Origin of the sequence: Occallatibacter sp. (assembly GCF_049582745.1) — a bacterium.
Lineage (GTDB): Bacteria > Acidobacteriota > Terriglobia > Terriglobales > Acidobacteriaceae > Telmatobacter.
In genome coordinates, this window is the sequence record NZ_JBAUUO010000063.1 from 149,268 (window position 1) to 170,544 (window position 21,277).

Sequence of the window (21,277 nt, forward strand, 5' to 3'; positions counted from 1 at the left end):
ACGATGGCGACCAGTGAAATCAAAAGAGGTGACCCTGGCATCGATCCCAAGACCGGAGAATTCCGTGTCGTAGGCCCGGGTGAGACCTTCAAGTCGGTTACCGAGAAGATCTCGAGCATCGTGCTTACCCCGCACACGCCGCTCGGCTGGCTTGCCTTCTTCGGCATCGCCGGCGCGGGCGCCACGATGCTGCTTGTTGCAGTCACCTGGCTCTTCCTCAAGGGCGTCGGCATCTGGGCCATCAGCCAGCCCGTCGCGTGGGGCTTCGCCATCATCAACTTCGTTTGGTGGATCGGTATCGGCCATGCCGGCACCCTGATCTCCGCCATTCTCCTGCTCTTCAAGCAAACCTGGCGCAACTCCATCAGCCGCTTTGCCGAGGCCATGACCATCTTCGCCGTCGTCTGCGCCGGAATGTTCCCGCTGATTCACGTCGGCCGCCCTTGGCTGGGGTATTGGATGCTGCCGTTACCCCTGACCATGAACGTATGGCCCCAGTTCCGCTCCCCCTTGGAGTGGGATGTGTTCGCGGTGTCCACCTACGCAACCATTTCGGTGGTGTTCTGGTACGTCGGAATGATTCCCGACTTCGGAACCTTCCGGGACCGCTCGCAGAGCAAGGTTGGCCAGTACATTTACGGAATGCTTTCCTGGGGCTGGCGCGGTTCCATCCGTCACTGGATGCGTTATGAGACCGCATCTCTCCTCCTGGCCGGCCTCGCAACACCGCTGGTGCTTTCCGTACACACTGTCATCAGCTTCGACTTCGCCGTCGCGGTCCTCCCCGGCTGGCACACCACCATCTTCCCGCCCTACTTCGTCGCCGGCGCCATCTACTCCGGATTCGCGATGGTGCTCACGCTGGCCATTCCGCTGCGCAAGTTCTACCACCTTGAGCAACTCGTCACCGAGCGCCACATCGACAACATGGGCAAGATCATGCTCGCCACCGGCTTCATCGTGGCCTACGGCTACGGCATGGAAGCCTTCATGGCCTGGTACTCCGCATCGCACTGGGAAGCCTTCATGTTCTGGAACCGCGCCTTCGGTCCCATGGGCTGGTCCTACTGGGTGCTCGTCACGTGCAATCTCGCCATTCCGCTCACCACGCTATGGTCGCGAAAACTGAGGACCAACATCAGCTTCATGTTCCTCATCTCCATCATCGTCAACACGGGCATGTGGTTCGAGCGCTTCGTGATTATCGTTACGAGTCTCTATCGCGACTTTCTCCCCTCTTCGTGGGGCACCTATCGCGCCACAAAGTGGGACTACATGACCTTCATCGGAACGCTGGGATTGTTCACCACGCTGTTCCTGCTGTTTGTCCGTTTCCTGCCCATGATTCCCATGAACGAAATTCGCATGTTGCTGCCCGCTGCCAAAATCAAACCCAAAGCTACAGCGGGAGCAGGTGACTAACAATGCCCTCACGCGAAGGAACCTACGGCCTGCTAGCCGAATTCGATACCCCGAGCGATCTCGTCCGCGCCGTGCGCCAGGCGCGCGAAGACGGATGGCGCCGCATGGATTGCTACACGCCCTATCCCGTGGAAGAAGCCGCTGAAGCCATCGGCTTCCACCGCAATCGCGTTCCGCTCGTTACCCTTATCGGTGGCCTGATGGGTCTCGCTGCGATGTTCTCCATGGAGACATGGATCTCGGTCATCGCCTATCCGCTGAACATCGCAGGCCGTCCCACGTACTCGTGGCCTGCCTTCGTTGTGCCCGCGTATGAATGGACGATTCTCTGGGCCGGCCTCTCCGCCGCCTTCGGTATGCTCGCACTCAATGGCCTGCCGCAGCTCTATCATCCACTGTTCAACGCGCCCAATTTCCGCAACGGCGCCACCACCGACAAGTTCTTCTTGTGCCTCGAAGCCCTCGATCCGAAGTTCGATCTCGTCGATTCGAAAAAATACCTAGAGACCCTCGATCCCGTCTCAATCGTGGAGGTGGAGTACTGATGCAAACCCTCCATCCATCTCACACTGCTGCCATCGAGAACGAACCTGGGTGCCCCATTCATGCGGCAGCTTTTCGTCGCATGAGTGGGAAAGCACTGACCTTCGCCGGCCTCTCCGCCCTCTTCCTCCTCGCCGGCTGCCGCCAGGATATGCAGAACCAGCCCAAGATGATCCCGCAGCGCGGTTCCGACTTCTTCGCCGATCATCGCGGCGCGCGCCCCCAGGTCGTCAACACCGTGGCCCGCGGCCAGCTTGACGAAGACAGTTACTTCTACACTGGCGTCATCCAGGGCGCCAACGGCTATCGCGAAGAGCAGAACCTCATGCCGTTTCCCGTCACCATGCAGGTCCTCGAGCGCGGCCAGGAGCGCTTCAACATCTATTGCACTCCCTGCCACTCGCGCGTCGGCAACGGCCTCGGCGAAATTGTCGATCGCGGCTACAAACCCGCCGCCAACCTCCACGATCAGGTGCGCCGGTCGCAGCCCATTTCGCATTACTTCTATGTCATGACCCACGGCTACGGCGCCATGCCCGACTATTCTGCGCAGCTCGCGCCCGAAGATCGCTGGGCCGTCGCCGCCTACATTCGCGCGTTGCAATTAAGTCAGGCAGCTTCCGCGTCCGATGTCCCTTCGGGTGTACCGGTGCAAAGTCTGAAGGATCTGGCCACGCAGCAAGGGCATCCCGAATACGCGCAGCCGTGGACTCTGCCCGCATCAGCAGTCCAGGCTTATCCGCCTATCAAGTCAGAGGGAACGCCGGGCATGGCTCCGGCCAACAAGGCTGACCCCAAGATTGAGATTCCAGCAAGCAAAACGGCTCCCGCGGCCGCGAAGTAAGGATTGAGTTCAATGGCTCACGATACACACGGTGCTTCACACGCTAAAACGCTCCCCGCCGATCTCAGCGCGCCTGCGTTCGTCGACGCCTGGCGGACACGCGCACTCATCGTCGCAGCGGTAGCAGCAGCCGCCGCCGTGATTCTCGCCTTTCTCGGCCAGGCCCAGGACCAGCTCGGTTGGGATCATTTTGCGCGCGCATGGGTTCTTGGTCTGTTGCTCACCTTCGGCTGGTCCGTGGGCGGTCTCGCGCTTCTCATGGTCCAGTACTGCTCCGGTGGCAAGTATGGACTGTTGCTGCGCCGCCCTCTCGAAGCCGCAACCCGCACGTTGCCCCTCGTTTTTGCATACTGGGTCATCTCCGTGTTCTTCATGAAGAGGCTCTTTCTGTGGGCCCGGTACACCAACACTAGCGACACAGATGCAGCTTGGAAGTCTGGCCTGATCAGCGAAATGCAGAGGCACTGCCTCAATTTCAAGCGGCCGATGCTCAACCCCACAACGTATGTCGTTGTGATGCTGCTCTGCTTTGCGATCTGGGCTCTCTATACCTGGCGCCTGAATTCGCTTGGCCTCCGTCGCGATCACGAATCGCCCGACACCACTCCCTTCTGGATCAAGAAGCTTGAGAACATCAGCGGCCCCGGCATCGTCGTCTACTCGCTTACCATGACCGCCGCCGTCATCTACTGGTGCATGTCGATGGACGTCACCTGGTTCTCCTCCGTCTACGGATTGCTTTTCCTCGTAGGCCAGGGCTACTCTGTCCTCGCCCTCTCCATCCTGACTTCCATCAGCCTCTCGAAGGCCGAGCCTTTCAAGACCATCCTTCGCGTAACCGAGCAACACGACCTCGGCAAGCTCACCTTCGCCTTCGTCATGCTCAATATTTATCTCGCCTTTGGCCAGTTCCTCATCATCTGGTCCGGCAACCTGCCTGAAGAGATCAATTGGTACCTCGATCGCATTCGCGGCCAGTGGGGCATCGTCATCACCCTCGACTTCATCTTCCATTGGGTGATCCCGTTCTCCCTGCTGCTCTCACGCGACATTAAGCGCAACAAGAAGCGTATGATCCGCGTCTGTCAGTGGATGATCTTTGCCAAGGCCGTCGACCTCTTCTGGCTCATCGAGCCGAACTTCAAGGATGCCGCCCGTAACCTCCACTTCAGCTGGGGAATCCTTGAATACATTGCAGTGCCGATCGCGATGGTTTCCGTCTGGGTCGCATATTACAGCAACAATCTGAAGGCGCGCGCGCTGGTGCAGACAAACGATCCGCATCTCGCAGAGATACTGGAGCCCGAACATGTCCACGCTTGATCACAACGAGTCTGACGAGAACAAAATGCTGGGCTCGCACGGCCCCAAGGATATCGACGCCTCCGCGGGTTACGAACAGACCGACGTCAGAGTGACGGGCATCCTGGTATTCCTTACATCCCTCGCGATCTTTGTCGGAGTCTGCGGCATCGTCACCTACGGCATGGGCAAGCTGATCAACGCGCACATGAATAAGGAAGACGGCCCCAACAGCAAGTGGACCAAAACGGCGGAGATCCGCGAGCTCGGCAACCTGCCCTCCAACCCGGAAATGCAGAACAAGGTCGCCGAGATCACCAGGAACTTTCCAACTCCTCGCGTCCAGACCGACGACGGCAATCAGGACGTAGCCGACCTTCACCAGCGTGAAGACCTGTTACTCGATAACTACACCTGGATCGACCAGTCGCAGGGAAAGGTAAGAATTCCGATCGAACGGGCCATGCAGATTATTGCCCAGAAAGGCCTGCCCGTGGCGCCATCAGCGCAGCAATCGCCGCTGCTGGCTGGCGATCGTCAACCCACCATCACGGTGCCGCTCACCAGCGGTTTCGCGCGCACCGGCTACGAACAGGATCAAGTGGCCGCACAAAAGGCCGAAGAAGAGCAACGCAAGCAGTGAACCGCAGAAGGTGATTAGCAGTATGCAAAGCAGTAACGGTGTGATGAGGACGGGACAACAAGGCTGGATCACAGCCATGCTCGCGCTGTGCCTTGCCGCGCTGACGCCGTCTCTGGTGGCGCAGGTATCCAGCTATGGCAATAAGGACGAAGGCCCGGCCAACACCCAGCCCTCGGTTCTGAAAGGCGTCGGCATCGCGCAGCACCTCAACGAGCAACTCCCGCTCGACCTCACCTTTACAGACGACACCGGCAAGCAGGTCCAGCTCGCCAGCTACTTCGGTAAAAAGCCCGCCATCCTCGCGCTGGTCTACTACCAGTGCCCCATGCTGTGCTCCGAGGAACTCAATGGACTAACCAGCGCCCTCACCATGGTCGACGAAATCCCGGGCCGCGACTTCAACGTGATCGTCGTCAGCATCGATCCTACGGAGGGAACCGATCTCGCCGCCGCCAAGAAGGCCAGCTACCTCAAGCGCTACGGTCATCCTGAAACAGCGAATGGCTGGCACTTCATGACCGGCACCCAGCCCAATATCGACGCACTCACCAAGGCCGTGGGCTTCGGTTACGTCAAGATTCCCGGTCCCGACGGCAAGCTCAACCAGTTCGCCCATGCCAGCGCCATCCAGATCGTTACCGCGCAGGGCAAGCTCGCCCAGTACTACATGGGCGTCGAATACTCGCCTAAGGATCTCCGCCTCGGCCTCGTCGAAGCCTCCAACAACCACATCGGCTCGCCCGTCGACAACATCCTTACCTACTGCTACCACTATGACCCGCAGACCAATAAGCACTCGCTCATCGTTGCACGCGTCGTGCAGCTCGGCGGTGCCATGACCGTAATACTGCTGGGCGGTTTTATGTGGATCATGTTCCGCCGCGATTACCGGCAGGCCCATGACCAACTCGCTTCAGGAACAAAGGTGAACGGATAACGGAATGTCTCACATAAGCCAAGTTCTCTGGCAGTTTCTCATCCACTGGTTGACGAACTTCCAGCTCTATCCGCCGGAGGCATCGAAGATTGCCCCGCAGATGGATGCCCTGTACTTCTTCATGGTGCTGGTCAGCATGATCGGCATGACGATCGTCGTTCTGCTCGTCATCGGCTTCTCGATCATGTACAGCAAGAAGCGCCACCCGGTCGCGGTGCAGATCGAGGGCTCCACGATGCTTGAAGCTACGTGGACCATCATTCCGCTCGGCCTCTTCCTCGTCATGTTCGTCTGGGGCGCCCTCATCTACTTCCGCGTCTACACCCCGCCCGCCAACGCCATGAACATCTACATCGTTGGCAAGCAGTGGATGTGGAAAGCAGAACACCCCGGCGGTCAGCATGAGATCAACGCGCTCCACATTCCCACCGGCCGCGCCGTTCAGCTCACCATCATCTCGCAGGACGTCTTCCACAGCTTCTCCATTCCCGCCTTCCGCGTAAAGCGCGAAGCCATTCCCGGCCGCTACACCACCGTCTGGTTTGAAGCCACTACTCCTGGGACCTATCACCTCTTCTGCACCCAATACTGCGGCACCGATCACTCCCACATGATCGGCGACGTGGTCGTGATGACGCCCGACGATTTCAAGAAATGGCTTGCCAGCTCCACCAGTGGCGCCTCACTCGCCCAGAACGGCGAACGCCTCTTCGCAAGCCTCAGTTGCGCAGCCTGCCACAACGGCCGTCCCGATGCACGCGGACCGAGTCTCGCCAACGTTTACGGTGCCAAACTCACCCTGGCCAACGGACAAACGACGATCGTCGACGAGGCTTACCTGCGTGACGCGATCCTGAATCCCTCGCAGCACATCACCCAGGGATACGCTCCGATCATGCCGACCTATCAAGGCCAGATCAGCGAAGATGGCGTCATCTCGCTGGTCGAATACCTCAAAACTCTTAACTCCGATTACCGCGTTCAGCAGACTACCACCACAACAACTCTGCTGCCGGAAAGTGAAGGCAGGACAACGCCCGCCGGTCAAAAGCCCGCTGGGCAGGGGATGGTGAAGCAATGAGTAGCAGCACAATCGTCAGTCTTCCCGATCAGTCGTTAGCACGCATCCCGAGAATGAACTTCATTTCAAAGGAAAAGGGCATCCTGAGCTGGCTGCTGACCGGCGATCACAAGCGGATTGCGATTCTCTACCTCGTCTCGATCACGTTCTTCTTCTTCATCGGAGGAGCGCTGGCCGGACTCATCCGCCTTGAGTTGCTCACGCCGCAGTCTGACCTCATGGCCACGGACACCTATAACAAGGTGTTCACCATGCACGGCATCATCATGATCTTCTTGTTTCTGGTGCCGTCCGTGCCCGCCACGCTGGGAAACTTCTTTATTCCCATGATGATCGGCGCCAAGGATTTGGCTCTGCCGAAGATAAACCTGCTTAGCTGGTATCTCTACATGGGTGCAGGCTGCATCATTCTGTACGCCATGATATCTGGTGGCGTCGATACGGGCTGGACATTTACCACTCCACTTTCCACGCACTACCTCAATACCAACGTCCTCACCACCGGCGTCGGCATCTTCATCGCCGGCTTCAGCTCCATCTTTACCGGACTCAACTTCATCGTCACCATCCACAAGATGCGCTGCCCCGGCATGACGTGGTTCCGCATGCCGCTCTTCGTCTGGGCACACTATGCCGCCAGCATCCTCATGGTGCTCGGCACCCCGGTCCTCGCCATCGCCCTCGTCCTTGTGGCTCTTGAGCGCGTCGCCGGCATCGGAGTATTCGACCCCACCAAGGGCGGAGACCCGCTCCTCTTCCAGCACCTGTTCTGGTTCTACTCGCACCCCGCCGTCTACATCATGATTCTTCCCGGCATGGGCGTGATCTCCGAGACCATCTCCACCTTCAGCCGCAAGCGCGTCTTCGGATACACGGCCGTCGCCTTCTCCTCGGTTGCCATCGCCGTCTTCGGCTTCTTCGTCTGGGCCCACCACATGTTCATCATGGGCATCTCCAACTACTCCATGCTGGTGTTCTCGCTGCTCACCATGCTCGTAGCGGTGCCCTCCGCCATCAAGATCTTCAACTGGGCCTTCACCCTCTACAAGGGTTCCATCACCTTTGAAACGCCGATGCTTTATACCTTCGGCTTCATGGGTCTGTTCACCATCGGCGGACTCACCGGCGTCTTCCTCGGCACTTCGGGAACAGATATCCACCTCACCGAGACCTACTTCATCGTCGCCCACTTCCACTTCGTCATGGTTGGCGGCATGTTGATGGCTTTCCTTGCAGGCATCCACTTCTGGTGGCCCAAGATGACCGGCCGCATGTATCCGGAAAAGATCTCGCAGCTCGCCGCCCTCATCACCTTCATCGGCTTCAACTTCACCTTCTTCCCGCAATTTATCCTCGGCACCCTCGGCATGCCCCGGCGCTATGCATCCTATCCCGCGGAGTTCCAGATACTCAACGTCTTCTCCTCCGCCGGCGCGTCCATCCTCGGCGTTGGCTATCTTCTGCCGATTTTGTATCTCACCTGGTCGCTCCGCTACGGCGAAATTGCCGGCGAAAATCCGTGGCAGGCAACCGGCCTTGAGTGGCAGACCCAGTCCCCGCCCCTTACTGAGAATTTCCCCGCCATTCCGATCATGGACCACGAAGCATACGACTACGAGTGGCTCGAAGGCCAGAAGGAGAAAGTAGCCAGTGTCGGATAGCCAGGTAATCGTTCATGGCGCGGCCGAAGGTGCTCACCACGAGCACCTCCCCTACCAGCGCCACCACTTCGAAACCTACGCGCAGCAGAGCGACGCCACCAACTTCGCCATGTGGCTCTTCCTGCTCACTGAAATCATGTTCTTTGGCGGCCTCTTTACCGCCTACCTGATCTATCGCAACTGGTATTACCCCGCCTTCGTCGAGGCCTCCCACCAGTTGCAGATCGGATGGGGCACCGCCAACACCGCCGTCCTCATCACCTCCAGCTTCACCATGGCCATGGGCGTCTGGTCCGCCGAGATGCGCAAAAAGGGCACTCTCGTCTTCTGCCTCGTCATCACCTTCATCCTCGGGCTCGTCTTCCTCGGCATCAAGACCATCGAGTACAAGGAAAAGTACGACAAGCACCACATCCCCGGCTTCCACTACAGCCTCAAAACCTTCCTCGATCCCGCATCCGATCCCGAAGTCTACAAGGAGTATCACGATAAGCCGCTAGCGCTCGACATGGCGCGCCACACCGAACTCTACTTCTTCCTCTACTTCGCCATGACCGGCATGCACGCGCTCCACATGATCATCGGCATCGCCATCCTGGGATTCATGATCTTCCGAGCGCAAGCCGGTGCCTATACCACCGGCCACGTCATCTTCGTTGAGAACTTCGGCCTCTACTGGCACTTCGTCGACATCATCTGGATCTACCTGTTCCCGTTGCTCTACCTCATCAGTCGACATCAATAACGATCAACAAGGATCAATGCCATGACAGACGAACACGATAAGCCTGAAGTCCACGAGCACGAACACCACATCGTCAGCCCGATGATCTACCTCACGATCGTCTGCTGCCTATTGGTGCTTACCGCGACCACGGTTGCGGCCTCGTACATTGAAATGGGCGTATTCAATCCCATCGTCGCCCTCGGCATTGCCGCCCTCAAGATGATCCTGGTCGTGCTCTTCTTCATGCACGTCAAGTATTCGACCAAGCTCACCAAGCTCACCGTCGCCGCAGGCGTATTCACCTTCCTCGTCCTCGTCGGTATGACCCTCTCCGACTACATGACCCGCGCCTGGGGCCGCTGGTAAACACGATTCGGCTTCCCCGCCTCCACCGCAAAAGGCCGCCCCCGGGCGGCCTTTCACTTTCCTGCCAACTTTCATGAGTTGTCAATTCATTCCTGATTTGTCATTCATTCATAAAATTTGTCATTCCGAGCGAAGCCGAGGAACCTGCTGTTGCTCTTTTCTCCCGGGCCACAAATGCCAGACCCGCGACCCGTCCTTGAAAATCCTCTCATCAGCCTCTTGACAAACCATAACCAAACGGTTATGGTTTTATGGTGAACTTGGAAATACCAATCTCGCGTTCCCCGCAAAGCAGAAAGGACACATCATGCAAATCAAATTGACCAGCATCTTCGTTAACGACCAGGACAAGGCCCTCAAGTTCTATACCGAAGTTCTCGGCTTCCAGAAGAAACACGAATTCTCAGCAGGCACATACAAATGGCTCACCGTTGTCTCCTCTGAAGAACCGGATGGCGTCCAACTGGTCCTCGAACTCAATCAAAACCCGGCCGCGAAAACCTTTCAGCAGGAGATCCACCGGCAGGGAATTCCCGCCGCCAACTTCTTCGTCGCCGACGTTCAAGAAGAGCATGCAAGGCTCAAAGACCATGGCGTGACCTTCACCAAAGATCCAACCAAAACGACCGGATCGACCATAGCAGTGCTTGACGATACCTGCGGAAATCTCATTCAGATCACCCACCTCGATTGGTAAATTGGTAAATCGACCGGCAAACGACCCATCACCGCGAGGGATTCTCGATGCAAGCTGTGACGGACAATGTTTTCAAGGCCCTTTCCGACCCGACCCGTCGCGCGATCTTCGAGCACCTTTCGCGCGACGGAGAGCAGACCGTGCATGCCTTGACGCATCGTGCCGGAGTTTCGCAACCGGCAGTTTCCAAGCACCTGCGGATTCTCAAGCACGCCCGGCTCGTTCGCTGCCGCCACGAGGGACGCGAGACCCACTACAACGCACAACCACAATCCCTCGCCCCCTTGGTCGACTGGATGACCCAGTACGGCGCTTTCTGGCGCGAACGCTTCGATCAACTCGAAAATCTATTGCAAAGGATGGACAAATGACCGACGCCGCTACCACCCGCACACTCGTCATCGAACGAGAAATACCCCATCCCCCTGAAAAAATCTGGCGCGCGCTCACTGAACGACGGCTCATCGGAGAGTGGCTGATGCAAAATGATTTCCAACCCCTCGTCGGCCATCGCTTCCAATTCCGCTCCACGCCTGTTCATGGATGGGATGGAATTATCGATTCTGAAGTCCTGGCGATCGAACCAAATTCACGGCTCTCCTATGGCTGGACAACCATGGGCCTGGAGACCGTCGTCACCTGGACGTTGACGCCGACCGCAACCGGCACGCATCTCCGCATGGAGCAATCCGGCTTCCCGTCCGAAGAAGGCGCCAATTACAAAGGCGCAAAGTACGGCTGGACCAGCTTCATCGGCAAACTAGAAAACGTCGTTGGAGGATTGCAATGACCGCCAAAACAAAATCCATTGCGTATTGGACTACGACCACACTGGTAGCGTTTTTCATGACTGGCGGTATCGCCCAGCTCGTGCAATACCGCGCCAACCCCCACGGAGTCGTCCCCGATCTCGGCTACCCCATGTACTTCTTCGCCATCCTCGGCGTTTGGAAAGTGCTCGGAGCCATCGCCATCCTCGTGCCGCGTTATCCGCGCCTCAAGGAATGGGCCTACGCCGGTATCTTCTTCGACCTTACCGGCGCCGCCGCGTCCTGCGCCTGGGTCGGCGGCTACGGCGCATACGGATTTCACGTCATCGCCCCTCTCGCCATCGCCGGCCTTCTGGTGGCATCCTGGGCGCTCCGCCCAGAAAGCCGCAAAATTGGCGTCCTCCTTCCAAGCAGCGAAAAACCGCAGGCCGCGATGAACACGAGAGCGGCGAGCATCGGCTAAAAACCCTGAACGATCCGGCCCGCAAGCAGCATTGAAGTTCCCGTCCTTCAAGCAAAGAATGCGCGAAGGATGGGGCACTTGGTTGCATAAATGGGCTTTGAAAGGGCACGACTCTAGTCGTGCCGCAAAGGATCAATAAAACCGCGGGCTTTAGCCCCTGGGGGGACGTCTATTCCCGAAATCTCGACTTTTGCCACAAGCGCTTAGTACTACTGTGTTATAAACTGTATTCCTTTATCTCGCTTTCTCTGGCGCTGGCAGTAGTAATGCCTTACGTTGAGGTTGATGAGTCGTCACCGGACGTATTTCTCGCGAGAGTCTGAGCGTCTGCAAGCCTATCTGGATGGTTTGACCCGCGTAGCCGGACATGCGGATCGAGTCGTTCCCATCGAGAACTACACCAAGGGCCTGATGCTTCCGATCGAGCGCAAGAGCGTCGAGCCTATGGCAGCACGGCTGGCTCCTGGCAACGTGCGCCAGATGCACCAGTCGCTGCATCACATCGTGGCCGATGCACCCTGGAGCGATGACGCGCTTCTCGAGCAAGTGCGGCGTCAGGTTCTGACGGCGATGACTAAGAAGCATAAGCTGGCGGCCTGGATCGTGGATGACACGGGATTCCCCAAGAAGGGAACGCATTCGGTTGGGGTCGCGCGCCAGTATTGCGGTCAGTTGGGCAAGCAGGATAACTGCAGAGTGGCGGTCAGCGTATCGCTTGCCACTGAGCATGCCAGCATTCCGGCGACCTATCAGCTCTATCTTCCCGAGATATGGGCCAACGATCCAGAGCGGCGCAGGCAAGCGGGCGTGCCCACAGAGATTCGATTTCAGACCAAGCCGGACATGGCGCTCGGTCATATCCGCCATCTGGTGAACGAGGATGTACCGCGTGGCGTGGTGCTGGCTGACGCCGCCTACGGCGACGATAGTGGATTTCGCGAAGGAATCGTGTCACTGGGGCTTTGCTATGCGGTTGGCATCAAGTCTTCCACCACACTTTGGCCTCCGGGCATCGTGCCGCTACCGCCCGGGCCGAAGGGCAAAATGGGCCGTCCTCCGCGGCTACTGCGACGGGACGAACAGCATCAGCCACTCTCTGCGAAAAACCTGGCCCTGTGCCTGAGCACTACCGACTTGCGCAAGGTGAGTTGGCGTGAAGGAATACGCGGCATGATGCGTTCACGCTTTGCCGCCCTTCGTGTTCGCGCCGCCCATCGCGACTACTGGCGCAAGGAACCACATCCTGAGCAATGGCTGTTGATCGAGTGGCCGACGACGGAAAAAGAGCCAACCAAATATTGGCTGTCGAATTTGCCAGCGTCGATCCCTCTGCGCAAACTGGTTGCCATTACCAAACTACGCTGGCGCATCGAACGCGATTATGAAGAACTCAAGCAGGAACTCGGGCTGGGACATTTCGAAGGCCGGAACTGGCGCGGCTTTCATCACCATGCCACCCTGGCGATTGCCGCCTACGGCTTCCTGGTGCAGGAGCGGTGCCTATTTCCCCCCTCCGGCAACTCCTCGTTGCTCCAAACCGGGAACATCCGGTTTCCCCTACCCAGCTTGTCGCCAGCATTCACGCCCCGAGGCGCTACCGGTAAGAACCGAAAGGCATAATCCACACTCGATCGCCACCCTGCGCCGCCTAATTGCTACCCACCTCGCCCGATCTCTGCCTCGGTGTCCCTGTTGTCTTCGCGACTTTATAACACAGTAGTATTAGAAGTTTCATCAATTCAAACGCAAAAAGAGAAGGGAAGCCACCACGGCTCCCCTCCCGTCATGTCTCCAAACTCCGAAACGCTGAACTGAAAACTGACAACTGAAAACTGACAACTCTCTTACTTCTTCCCCTCCAGCTCATCCGCCAGCTTATCCGCTCCATACAGCTTGCGCAGGCCCTCGATCATCCCCGCCGAGTGCACAGCCACCGCGCGATTTTTCGTGCCGTCGTACACAAAATCCCCGGCCAGCGATTCGATGTTGCCATCAAAAATCAGCCCCACCAATTCGCCTTCGCGATTCACCACCGGCGACCCCGAGTTCCCGCCGATAATGTCGCCCGTCGAAACAAAGTCCAGCGGCGTCGACAAATTCAGCTTTCCCAATCCCGCCTCTTCCTTCGGCGTCAGATTGAACGGCGCTTTATCGCTAAAGCTGTCCGCGCGATCGTACAGTCCATAGAACGTCGTAAACGGTGGCGCAATCGTGCCGTTGTAGGGATATCCTTCCACCGTCCCGTAGCTCAACCGCAGCGTGAACGTCGCATCCGGATATGCATTCTTCCCATACACCAGAAATCGTGCCTTCCCCAGCTTCTCGCCTGCCGGTGTCAGCACGCTCGAGATGGTGTCGCGTATCTTCCGCTGCGACTCCCGTACAATCGGGTCCACCCGCCTCGCTGCCACAATCATCGGATCCGTAGAAGCCGCAATCGCTGCCTCGCCGCCATCCATCAGTTCTTTGCGCACCGCCACATCGCCCAGCTTCGTTCCATCCACCAGCGAATCCACCGTCGCATCCACCGGCCCTCCGTGCAGCACCGCCTGCACATACGCGTCGTCCTTGCCTAGTTTCTCCTCGCCGAGGCTCACCGCCGTCTTCATGAACAGCTTTTCCGAGCCGCTTGAAATCGGCGCCGGCGACAGCAACTGAAATTTCAGCGATTGCAAATTCGCATCATGGAATTGCGGCAACCGCTCGCCATCCGGCTTCTTTATTTCTGCGGCATACTGCACCAACAGCAGCGCAATGGTAAACAGCCGGCTATCCGTCCTGCGATAAATCTGGTAGCGAAATTCCGGCTTCACTAGCTCTTCGGCCTTCGCAATCGTGTCCCAGGCGCCGCCGTATTCCTTCTCCCACTCCGGATTCGCCGCAACTTTCTTCCGGAAATCATCCTCTTCCGACTGCTTCTTCGCGATCAGATTCTTGTCCGCCAGCGCTTCCTCACGGCCGATATACACCTTGAGGCTGTTCTTCAATCCAAAAATCGTCGACCCCACCTGCCGCGCCTGTTCCGGCCCCTGCGCCGCATACGCCTGCGCTGCCGCGATCCGCCGCTTCAGATACTCCGTAACCGCCGGCTCTACTACATCCCGCTCCACCAGTAGCTGTGCCATCGTGTCCTGCCGCGATGACGATCCCGGATGCCCGGAGATAAAAATCAGCTCGCCCGGCGCCGCGCCCTTCGCGCTCCATTTCAGATAGCTGTCCGTGTGCAGCGGCTTGCCGTTCTCATAAACGCGAAACAGCGCCATGTCCAGGTCGTACCGCGGATACGTAAAGTTATCCGGATCGCCTCCGAAAAATGCCGCCTGCTCTTCCGGCGCAAACACCAGCCGCACATCGGTGTACACCTTGTATTGATATAGCCAGTACTCGCCGCCGTTGTAAAACGTCACCACGTCCGAGCGCAATCCTGTCTTGTCCTTGCTCTCCTTCGTGATCGCCGCCACCTCCGCCTCGCGCGCCTTCAGCGCCTTCGCGGCATCGGCAATGCCCTTGGCCGCACCCTGCACCCGCGCCGTCACATCCTGCATGCCCACGAGCACGTTGATCTCAAGGTCCGGCGACTTCATCTCCTGGTCCGGCGTCGCCGCATAGAAACCATTGAGCAGATAGTCGTGTTCCGCCGTCGAGTTCTTCTGCAATTGTCCCCGCGCCACGTGATGATTCGTCAGCAGCAGTCCATCCGGACTCACAAATGACCCCGACCCGCCGTCATTCAGCCGCACGCTCGAAAGCCGCAGATGATCTAGCCACTCCTGCGTAGGATGAAAATTGTACTTCGCCGCCAACTGCTTCAACGGCGGATTATCAAAGGTCCACATCCCCTCTTCGGCGCGGATCACAGGCGCAGCAGCCACCACGGCCACCGCCAGACATGCAACAGAACACTTCGCCCAACCAATCATCGAATCCCTCACAAAATTAAAACGAAAGTTAAGATGTCATCCCACCAACAGCTTTTGCGTTCCCTAGTCCCTTCGTCCCTGCTCTCTCCCAACCGCTAAGACTACCTCATCGCGACCCCCCCCGTCCGTGAACCCGTCGCCCGCTCCCCATAAGCCACACTCAGAATCCCCGCCAACTTCGACGCACCCATCACCACCCTTTCAACCGTCCAGTGCTATAGTGTCCTGTTCCCATTGAGGCGTACTTCATGCTCTGCTTCCGGACCCCGGCCCTGACCCTTCTCGCCATCATATCTACAACCATTGCCCCCACCTGCGCCTCGGCCCAGGCCGCCAACAACCTGCCCCCCGCCCCGCCCCTCCAGATCAATGTCCGCAACGTCCTCGTCGACGTCGTCGTCACCGACAAGAAAGGCTCCGCCGTCCCCAACCTCCACAAAGAGGACTTCGAAGTCCTCGAAAACGGCAAGCCGCAGGCAATCGAGTATTTCGAGCCTCACTTCCCGTCCGCGTCCGCTCCCGCACAACCCGCGCCGTCCCTCCCGCCCAACACCTTCACCAACGTCCCCAACGCGCCGCCCAATCAGGCCATCAACCTCCTGCTCATGGACGCCCTCAACACCACCACGCAGGATCAGGCCTACGCCCGTCAGCGCATCGTCAAATATCTCGGCACCATTCCCCCGGGCCTCCGCATCGGCGTCTTTCTCCTCGGCGATCGCCTCCGCATCATCCAGGGATTCACCGACGACTCTACCCTCCTCCGCACCTCTGTCGAGCGTCTCGCCGGCAACCCTGTCGCCGTCGCCATGGAAGCAACCCCCAACGAACTCGCCTCCCAATCCACCGCCTTGAATGGTCTCTACACAATGACTGCAGACCCCGGGGGCCCGGGGGCCAACGGCGGCGCGCAGCTCGCCCAGATGATCGGCAACATCCAGGATTTCCTCGCCACCTCGGCCAATGAGCAGAAGAACCAGCAGCTCCTTATCACCCTCGACGCACTCCAAGCCATCGCCCACTACGTTGCCGACATCCCCGGCCGCAAAAATCTCGTCTGGTTCGTCGGATCCGTTCCGCTCTGCTTCCCCGACACCTGCCCCTACTTAGACGAGGTCAAGAAAACCATCGACGCCCTCGCCGCCGCCCGCGTCTCCGTCTACCCGATCGATGCAACAGGAATCCCGGCAGTGCCCAACTCCGACATTAGCGGTGCCGGCAACAACCAGGCAGGCAGCCTTGCCCCCGGAGCGACTCTGCCGGACGGCGTCTCCGCACCTACAACCCCGTATTTTGGATTGATTTCTACAGAGAACTGGGCCAATGCGACCGGTGGAAGAGCGATGCACAACAACGACCTCAAGGGCGCCCTCGCTGAAGACATCCAGAACGGCTCCAGCTACTACACTCTCGCCTACACGCCCACCGACCCCAGGGAAATCGGACGCGAACGCAAAATCGCCGTCCAGCTCAAAGAAGAGGGCTACAAGCTCTCCTACCGCCGCAGCTACTTCGAACGCACCTCTGCCGAAATCAAGGCCAATGCAGCCCAACCCATGAAAGATCCCCTGCGCCCGCTCATGGACCGTGGCATGCCCAGCTTCTCTGACCTTCACTTCCGGCTCAACGTCGAGCCCGTCGCAGACAACGCACCCGCGGGCGCGCCACCCAATGGCGACAATCCCGCCCTCAAGCCGCCCCTCAACCACTACACCGTGCGCTTCTTTCTCTCACTGCAGAATCTCAACCTCATCGAGAGTGCCGATGGAACCCGCCGCGCTCCGGTCGAAGTCGCACTCATTGCTTATAGCCAGCGCGGAGAAAGCCTCAACTGGCTCGTTCGCTCCGTCAACCTCGCCATCCGTGCCGACCAGTGGGCCTTCGCAGAAAGCAACGGTATTCCCTTCCACTTCGACTTCGATATGCCGCCCGGCGATGTCTACCTCCGCGCCGGTGTCTACGACGCCAGCACCGAGCGCGCCGGAACCCTTGAAGTCCCCGTCGCCGCCATCCGTCCCGTTCCCTGAGTCTGAAATCTTTCCCGTAATTGGCGGTGTCATTCTGAGCGAATGGGGCTCCAAACGTATTTCAGTTTGGGGGTGGTGATCGAAGAATCTGCTTCTTGTCTTCCTCGGTCTCTTTTCAAAAAAAGGTAGTGTCAGGGAACGACGCGGAGTACCAACCATGAAATCCGATTTGTTCCGCCTCAACGGCGCCGTCCAGCATGATCCCGCCATCGATGCCTGGATGAAAAACCACGCAGCAGAACTCGGCTCCATCGCGCAGCGCTGGTTTCAAGTCATGCGCAAGTGCGGCGACGAAGTTCGCGAACTCATCCACGACGGTTGCCCCGTCGCTTGCCTGGGCGACGTCCCCTTCGCGTATGTCGACGTGTTCACCGCGCACGTCAACGTCGGATTCTTTCAAGGCGCCGCCCTGCCTGATCCGGCCCGCCTCCTGCAAGGCGCCGGCAAGTTCATGCGTCATATAAAGCTGAAACCCGGAACACCCAACAACGAAGCAGCACTCACGACCCTCATCCACACCGCTTACGCCGACATTAAAACCCGCATCGAAAACGGCTAAACCACGCGAACCGCCCTGACCAGCCGACCTTAGATCCTGACTCCCCGCATCTGCGGCGAAGTCCCGCGATTGCATCAGAAAGTCTTCCCTCTGAGACAAGAACGAACGCTCGCGACGATATCGGCGTGTTTCAGTACCGATCCTGTTTGGGTGAGAACCCCATGATGGATGAGTGCATTGGCCTGTATGCGACAGTTGACATCCAAAGCGCGCTAGCGGCCTTTGGGATTTCGGGCAGGGGGGCCGACCGAATGGACTGAGGATGTGCCTCGGGCCTGGCGCGCGCAATCGCGCGGAGCTGTCGTTTGGCTGTCTTTTGAGCGTCCTGTGAAGTGGAAGCGGATGTGAGGCTTAGGGTTTAAAGCTAGAAAACTCACATTCCATCTCACCGCCTAGTTTGATCCTGGCTTCACTTTCGGGCGGGATGAACCCCGTCCGACCAGGTGCTCCACTGGGGGTCCCGATTTGATGGCGAGTGCTAGACTATCGAACGAGAGCGGCGGGCAGATTCGAGGTTTGGCGATGGAGACGGCGTCATTGCCCCCGGGAGTGGCCAAGGTCAAATTTGGCCCGTTCGTGCTTGATCTGCGGACGGGTGAACTGACACGCGTTGGGCATCGGGTTCGGCTACAAAGACAGGCCTTTCAGGTTTTGTCGATGCTGCTGGAACAGCCGGGCGAGGTGGTCGCGCGAGACGCGCTGCGGTTGCGGCTGTGGTCAGACGACACATATGTGGATTTTGATCAGGGACTGAATAACGCAATGAAGCGGCTCAGGGAGTCGCTGGGGGATTCAGCCGATCAGCCTCAATATATAGAGACGCTGCCGCGCCTGGGATACAGGTTCATCGGCGATGTAAAGGTGGTGGTGACGACGGCCCGGGCATCGGGGGCGGCTTCTACCGCGTTCCGCGAAGAGCCTGCAAAGACCGCAAATCCACTCGACGAGCCAGGGGCAGGTGATTCGCTTGCGCCGCTGGGCGGTTCCGGTCCAGGTGACCCTCGCTCGGAGCTTCGAGTTCACGCAAGAGGATGGAGTGTCCGCGTTGGGGTTGCGTTGGCATTGGTGGTGGCCGTGGCTCTGGCAACTGCCTTCTTTGCTACCAGGATGCGGGTCGCGGTCGCTTCGGACCGCGACATCCATTCGATTGCCGTGCTGCCCTTCGCGAATCTCTCGGGTGACAGGTCGCAGGACTACTTTGCCGACGCGATGACGGAGGAGATGACAACCGATCTGGCGAAGATAAGCGCGCTTCGCGTAATCTCGCGCACCTCGGCAATGCACTACAAGGGGACCACTCGTACGATGCCGGAGATTGCGCGCGAGTTGAACGTGGACGGCGTGATTGAAGGCTCTGTGTTGCGGACGGGCGATCGCGTGCGCATTACGGCGCAGCTCATCAACGCTCGGTCCGACATGCATCTCTGGTCCGACAGCTATGAGCGCGACTTGAAAGACGTGCTCACATTGCAGAGCGAGCTGGCGCACACAATTGCCGCCGAGGTGCGGACCACGATTTCGTCCGCAGAGGAAGAGCGGCTGCATGCGGGACCGCTTATCTCCGCGGCCGTTCTTACGTTGATCTCTGGACTGCCGAGAGCTCCGCGGAGGCGCTGCACCTTTTCGAGCGGGCCACCGAGTTGGACAGCAATTATGCCCTTGCCTACGTGGGGATGGCGGAGTGCTACGTATATGGCGTGGCGGGCGTAAGCGAGGAAGAAGGGACGCGACGCGGGTTAGCCGCGATCAACCGGGCACTGGAACTGAAGCCGGACATGGGTGAGGCCCATGCGATTCTTGGATTCTTGCGTTGGGAGCACGATTGGGATTTCGCGGGCGCAGAGGTAGAGATCAGGAAAGGGCTTGAGCTGGCGCCGAACTACGCTCCCGGACATCACTGGTATTCGCACTTTCTGATGTCTGCCGGCCGGTATGACGAGGCGATGGTGGAGTCAAAGAAGCTGCTCGAACTCGATCCGGTCTCTTCGACGCCCGTCGGTCATCTGGGGTTCCAATATCGCGTGATGCGGCAATGGGACCTGGCGATCGAGCAGTATAAGAAGGCGTTGGCGATGGATCCCACCCAGGTTGATCTGCACGCCGAACTTGGAGAGGTTTACGTCGGGAAACACATTTATCCGCAAGCGATTGTGGAGCTGAGCCGCGCGGTTGAGATGGCGCGACTCGGAGAGAACTATCCCCACTACCTTGCGATGCTCGGGTACGCGCGGGCGCAGGCGGGTGATATTGCCGGAGCGAGGAAGATTCTTGCGCAGCTGCCTGCGAACGACCCAGTTAGTCTGGCCTACGTTTATGCAGGACTCGGAGACAGGAATAAAAGCATCGCCCTCTTAAATGAGGCTTCGCGAAAGCACAACGGCTATCTTCTCGAGGACGGCTACGCTGTGGAGTTGGACCCTCTTCGTTCCGATCCCCGCTTCGGCGACCTGCTTCATCGAGTCGGGGTCCGTTAATCGATCGCGTAGGTTCGCGACATCGCGCGAATTCGCCCACTCGAGCAATTCCCGGTAAAACATGTCCAGTAAAACAATTCTGCTCATCTCAATGAGCGCTTAATCGCCGATGCACTCATTGACCCGAAAAGGAACGAAAAGTCGGCTTGTTGCAACTTACCTCCCGGCTGATACCATGCCTCCCATGAACAAGCTTGCCCCCTTCCTCTGGTTCAATGACAACGCTGAAGAGGCCGCCGAGTTTTACCTCAGCGTCTTCCCCCACGCTCGCAAACTCGATGAGCTCCGTTCCAAAGGCGTCGGTCCGTGGCCCGCCGGCAAGATCGCCACCATCACCATCGAGCTTGAAGGTCAGGAGATGGTCTTTCTCAACGGCGGCCCCGCACAGCAACTCACCCCTGGCTTCTCCTTCTTCGTCCGCTGCGACTCCCAGCAGGGAATTGATAGCTACTGGGACAAACTGATCGAAGGCGGAAAACCCATGGCCTGCGGATGGCTCACCGATCGCTTCGGCCTCTGCTGGCAAATTGTCCCCCGCAACATCGGCGAGCTCATCAGTAACCCCAAAGCCATGCAAGCCATGATGGGCATGATCAAGATGGACCTCCCCGCGCTTGAAGCCGCCGCGCGAGAGTAGGAGGCCCCGTCGGCCCAGAGGAACCTCGGGGGTTTTTCAGCCCACGCATCGAAAACGGTTAGCTCACGAACGCGCACAAACTGTCTCACTCAAGGGGTTCACCTCATGGCATGTCAAGAGCATTTCTTTCAAGAATTTTTCAAAGCTTTCAGATAGAGGACTTTGCAACTGCCGCCGTTTTGCAGGTAATTTCCCCTGAATGTT

21 protein-coding genes are annotated in these 21,277 nt (G+C 58.6%); 20 read left to right on the plus strand and 1 reads right to left on the minus strand.

Annotated features, from left to right (window positions below; genetic code table 11):
• Positions 1–3 precede the first annotated feature (3 nt).
• From nrfD to WCA10_RS10090, 15 genes are all read left to right on the plus strand, one after another.
• Positions 4–1,422, plus strand: coding sequence for an NrfD/PsrC family molybdoenzyme membrane anchor subunit (gene nrfD / locus WCA10_RS10020; protein ID WP_472822370.1), 1,419 nt, complete (start codon positions 4–6; stop codon positions 1,420–1,422).
• 2 nt (positions 1,423–1,424) lie between these two features.
• A complete protein-coding gene (locus WCA10_RS10025; RefSeq protein WP_472822371.1) occupies positions 1,425–1,967 on the plus strand; it encodes a DUF3341 domain-containing protein in 543 nt (180 codons plus the stop codon).
• 80 nt (positions 1,968–2,047) lie between these two features.
• The gene (locus tag WCA10_RS10030; RefSeq protein ID WP_472822372.1) at positions 2,048–2,809 is read left to right on the plus strand and encodes a c-type cytochrome; all 762 of its coding nucleotides are present in this window, start codon (positions 2,048–2,050) and stop codon (positions 2,807–2,809) included.
• 12 nt (positions 2,810–2,821) lie between these two features.
• Positions 2,822–4,132 carry a hypothetical protein gene (locus tag WCA10_RS10035; protein WP_472822373.1) on the plus strand — a complete coding sequence of 437 codons (1,311 nt, stop codon included), beginning with the start codon at positions 2,822–2,824 and terminating at the stop codon, positions 4,130–4,132.
• A complete protein-coding gene (locus tag WCA10_RS10040; protein ID WP_472822374.1) occupies positions 4,119–4,754 on the plus strand; it encodes a hypothetical protein in 636 nt (211 codons plus the stop codon). The genes WCA10_RS10035 and WCA10_RS10040 overlap by 14 nt, the downstream gene beginning before the upstream one ends.
• A 22-nt stretch (positions 4,755–4,776) precedes the next feature.
• Positions 4,777–5,691, plus strand: a complete 915-nt coding sequence (locus tag WCA10_RS10045; RefSeq protein WP_472822375.1) for an SCO family protein — start codon at positions 4,777–4,779, stop codon at positions 5,689–5,691.
• Between the two features lie 4 nt (positions 5,692–5,695).
• Positions 5,696–6,772 carry a cytochrome c oxidase subunit II gene (coxB, locus tag WCA10_RS10050; RefSeq protein ID WP_472822376.1) on the plus strand — a complete coding sequence of 359 codons (1,077 nt, stop codon included), beginning with the start codon at positions 5,696–5,698 and terminating at the stop codon, positions 6,770–6,772.
• The gene (locus tag WCA10_RS10055; protein WP_472822377.1) at positions 6,769–8,433 is read left to right on the plus strand and encodes a cytochrome c oxidase subunit I; all 1,665 of its coding nucleotides are present in this window, start codon (positions 6,769–6,771) and stop codon (positions 8,431–8,433) included. The genes coxB and WCA10_RS10055 overlap by 4 nt, the downstream gene beginning before the upstream one ends.
• Positions 8,423–9,178, plus strand: coding sequence for a cytochrome c oxidase subunit 3 family protein (locus tag WCA10_RS10060; protein ID WP_472822378.1), 756 nt, complete (start codon positions 8,423–8,425; stop codon positions 9,176–9,178). The genes WCA10_RS10055 and WCA10_RS10060 overlap by 11 nt, the downstream gene beginning before the upstream one ends.
• A gap of 21 nt (positions 9,179–9,199) precedes the next feature.
• Positions 9,200–9,526: a cytochrome C oxidase subunit IV family protein gene (locus WCA10_RS10065; RefSeq protein WP_472822379.1), complete on the plus strand. Its 327-nt coding sequence runs from the start codon at positions 9,200–9,202 to the stop codon at positions 9,524–9,526.
• Positions 9,527–9,833: 307 nt separating this feature from the next.
• Complete coding sequence (locus WCA10_RS10070; RefSeq protein WP_472822380.1) at positions 9,834–10,223, plus strand: VOC family protein; 390 nt, start codon at positions 9,834–9,836, stop codon at positions 10,221–10,223.
• A 47-nt stretch (positions 10,224–10,270) separates the two neighbouring features.
• Entirely contained in the window at positions 10,271–10,594 is a 324-nt protein-coding gene (locus WCA10_RS10075; protein WP_472822381.1) for an ArsR/SmtB family transcription factor, read from the plus strand.
• Complete coding sequence (locus WCA10_RS10080; protein ID WP_472822382.1) at positions 10,591–11,013, plus strand: SRPBCC family protein; 423 nt, start codon at positions 10,591–10,593, stop codon at positions 11,011–11,013. The genes WCA10_RS10075 and WCA10_RS10080 overlap by 4 nt, the downstream gene beginning before the upstream one ends.
• On the plus strand, positions 11,010–11,456 hold the full coding sequence (locus tag WCA10_RS10085; protein ID WP_472822383.1) for a DoxX family protein: 447 nt from the start codon (positions 11,010–11,012) through the stop codon (positions 11,454–11,456). Before WCA10_RS10080 ends, WCA10_RS10085 begins: the two co-directional genes overlap by 4 nt.
• Before the next feature lie 285 nt (positions 11,457–11,741).
• A complete protein-coding gene (locus WCA10_RS10090; protein WP_472822384.1) occupies positions 11,742–13,076 on the plus strand; it encodes an IS701 family transposase in 1,335 nt (444 codons plus the stop codon).
• 224 nt (positions 13,077–13,300) lie between these two features.
• On the opposite strand, the gene WCA10_RS10095 is transcribed toward WCA10_RS10090, so the two are convergent.
• Positions 13,301–15,376, minus strand: coding sequence for a S46 family peptidase (locus WCA10_RS10095; protein WP_472822385.1), 2,076 nt, complete (start codon positions 15,374–15,376; stop codon positions 13,301–13,303).
• A 248-nt stretch (positions 15,377–15,624) separates the two neighbouring features.
• Here WCA10_RS10095 and WCA10_RS10100 point away from each other — a divergent pair, with 248 nt between their 5' ends.
• From WCA10_RS10100 to WCA10_RS10120, 5 genes are all read left to right on the plus strand, one after another.
• Positions 15,625–17,403 carry a VWA domain-containing protein gene (locus tag WCA10_RS10100; protein WP_472822386.1) on the plus strand — a complete coding sequence of 593 codons (1,779 nt, stop codon included), beginning with the start codon at positions 15,625–15,627 and terminating at the stop codon, positions 17,401–17,403.
• A gap of 157 nt (positions 17,404–17,560) precedes the next feature.
• The gene (locus WCA10_RS10105) at positions 17,561–17,962 is read left to right on the plus strand and encodes a DUF1801 domain-containing protein (protein ID WP_472822387.1); all 402 of its coding nucleotides are present in this window, start codon (positions 17,561–17,563) and stop codon (positions 17,960–17,962) included.
• 468 nt (positions 17,963–18,430) lie between these two features.
• The gene (locus tag WCA10_RS10110; RefSeq protein WP_472822388.1) at positions 18,431–19,672 is read left to right on the plus strand and encodes a winged helix-turn-helix domain-containing protein; all 1,242 of its coding nucleotides are present in this window, start codon (positions 18,431–18,433) and stop codon (positions 19,670–19,672) included.
• Positions 19,603–20,436 (plus strand): tetratricopeptide repeat protein, encoded by an 834-nt coding sequence (locus WCA10_RS10115; protein ID WP_472822389.1) that lies wholly within the window; start codon positions 19,603–19,605, stop codon positions 20,434–20,436. Before WCA10_RS10110 ends, WCA10_RS10115 begins: the two co-directional genes overlap by 70 nt.
• A 184-nt stretch (positions 20,437–20,620) precedes the next feature.
• Positions 20,621–21,073, plus strand: coding sequence for a VOC family protein (locus WCA10_RS10120; protein ID WP_472822390.1), 453 nt, complete (start codon positions 20,621–20,623; stop codon positions 21,071–21,073).
• Positions 21,074–21,277: the final 204 nt, after the last annotated feature.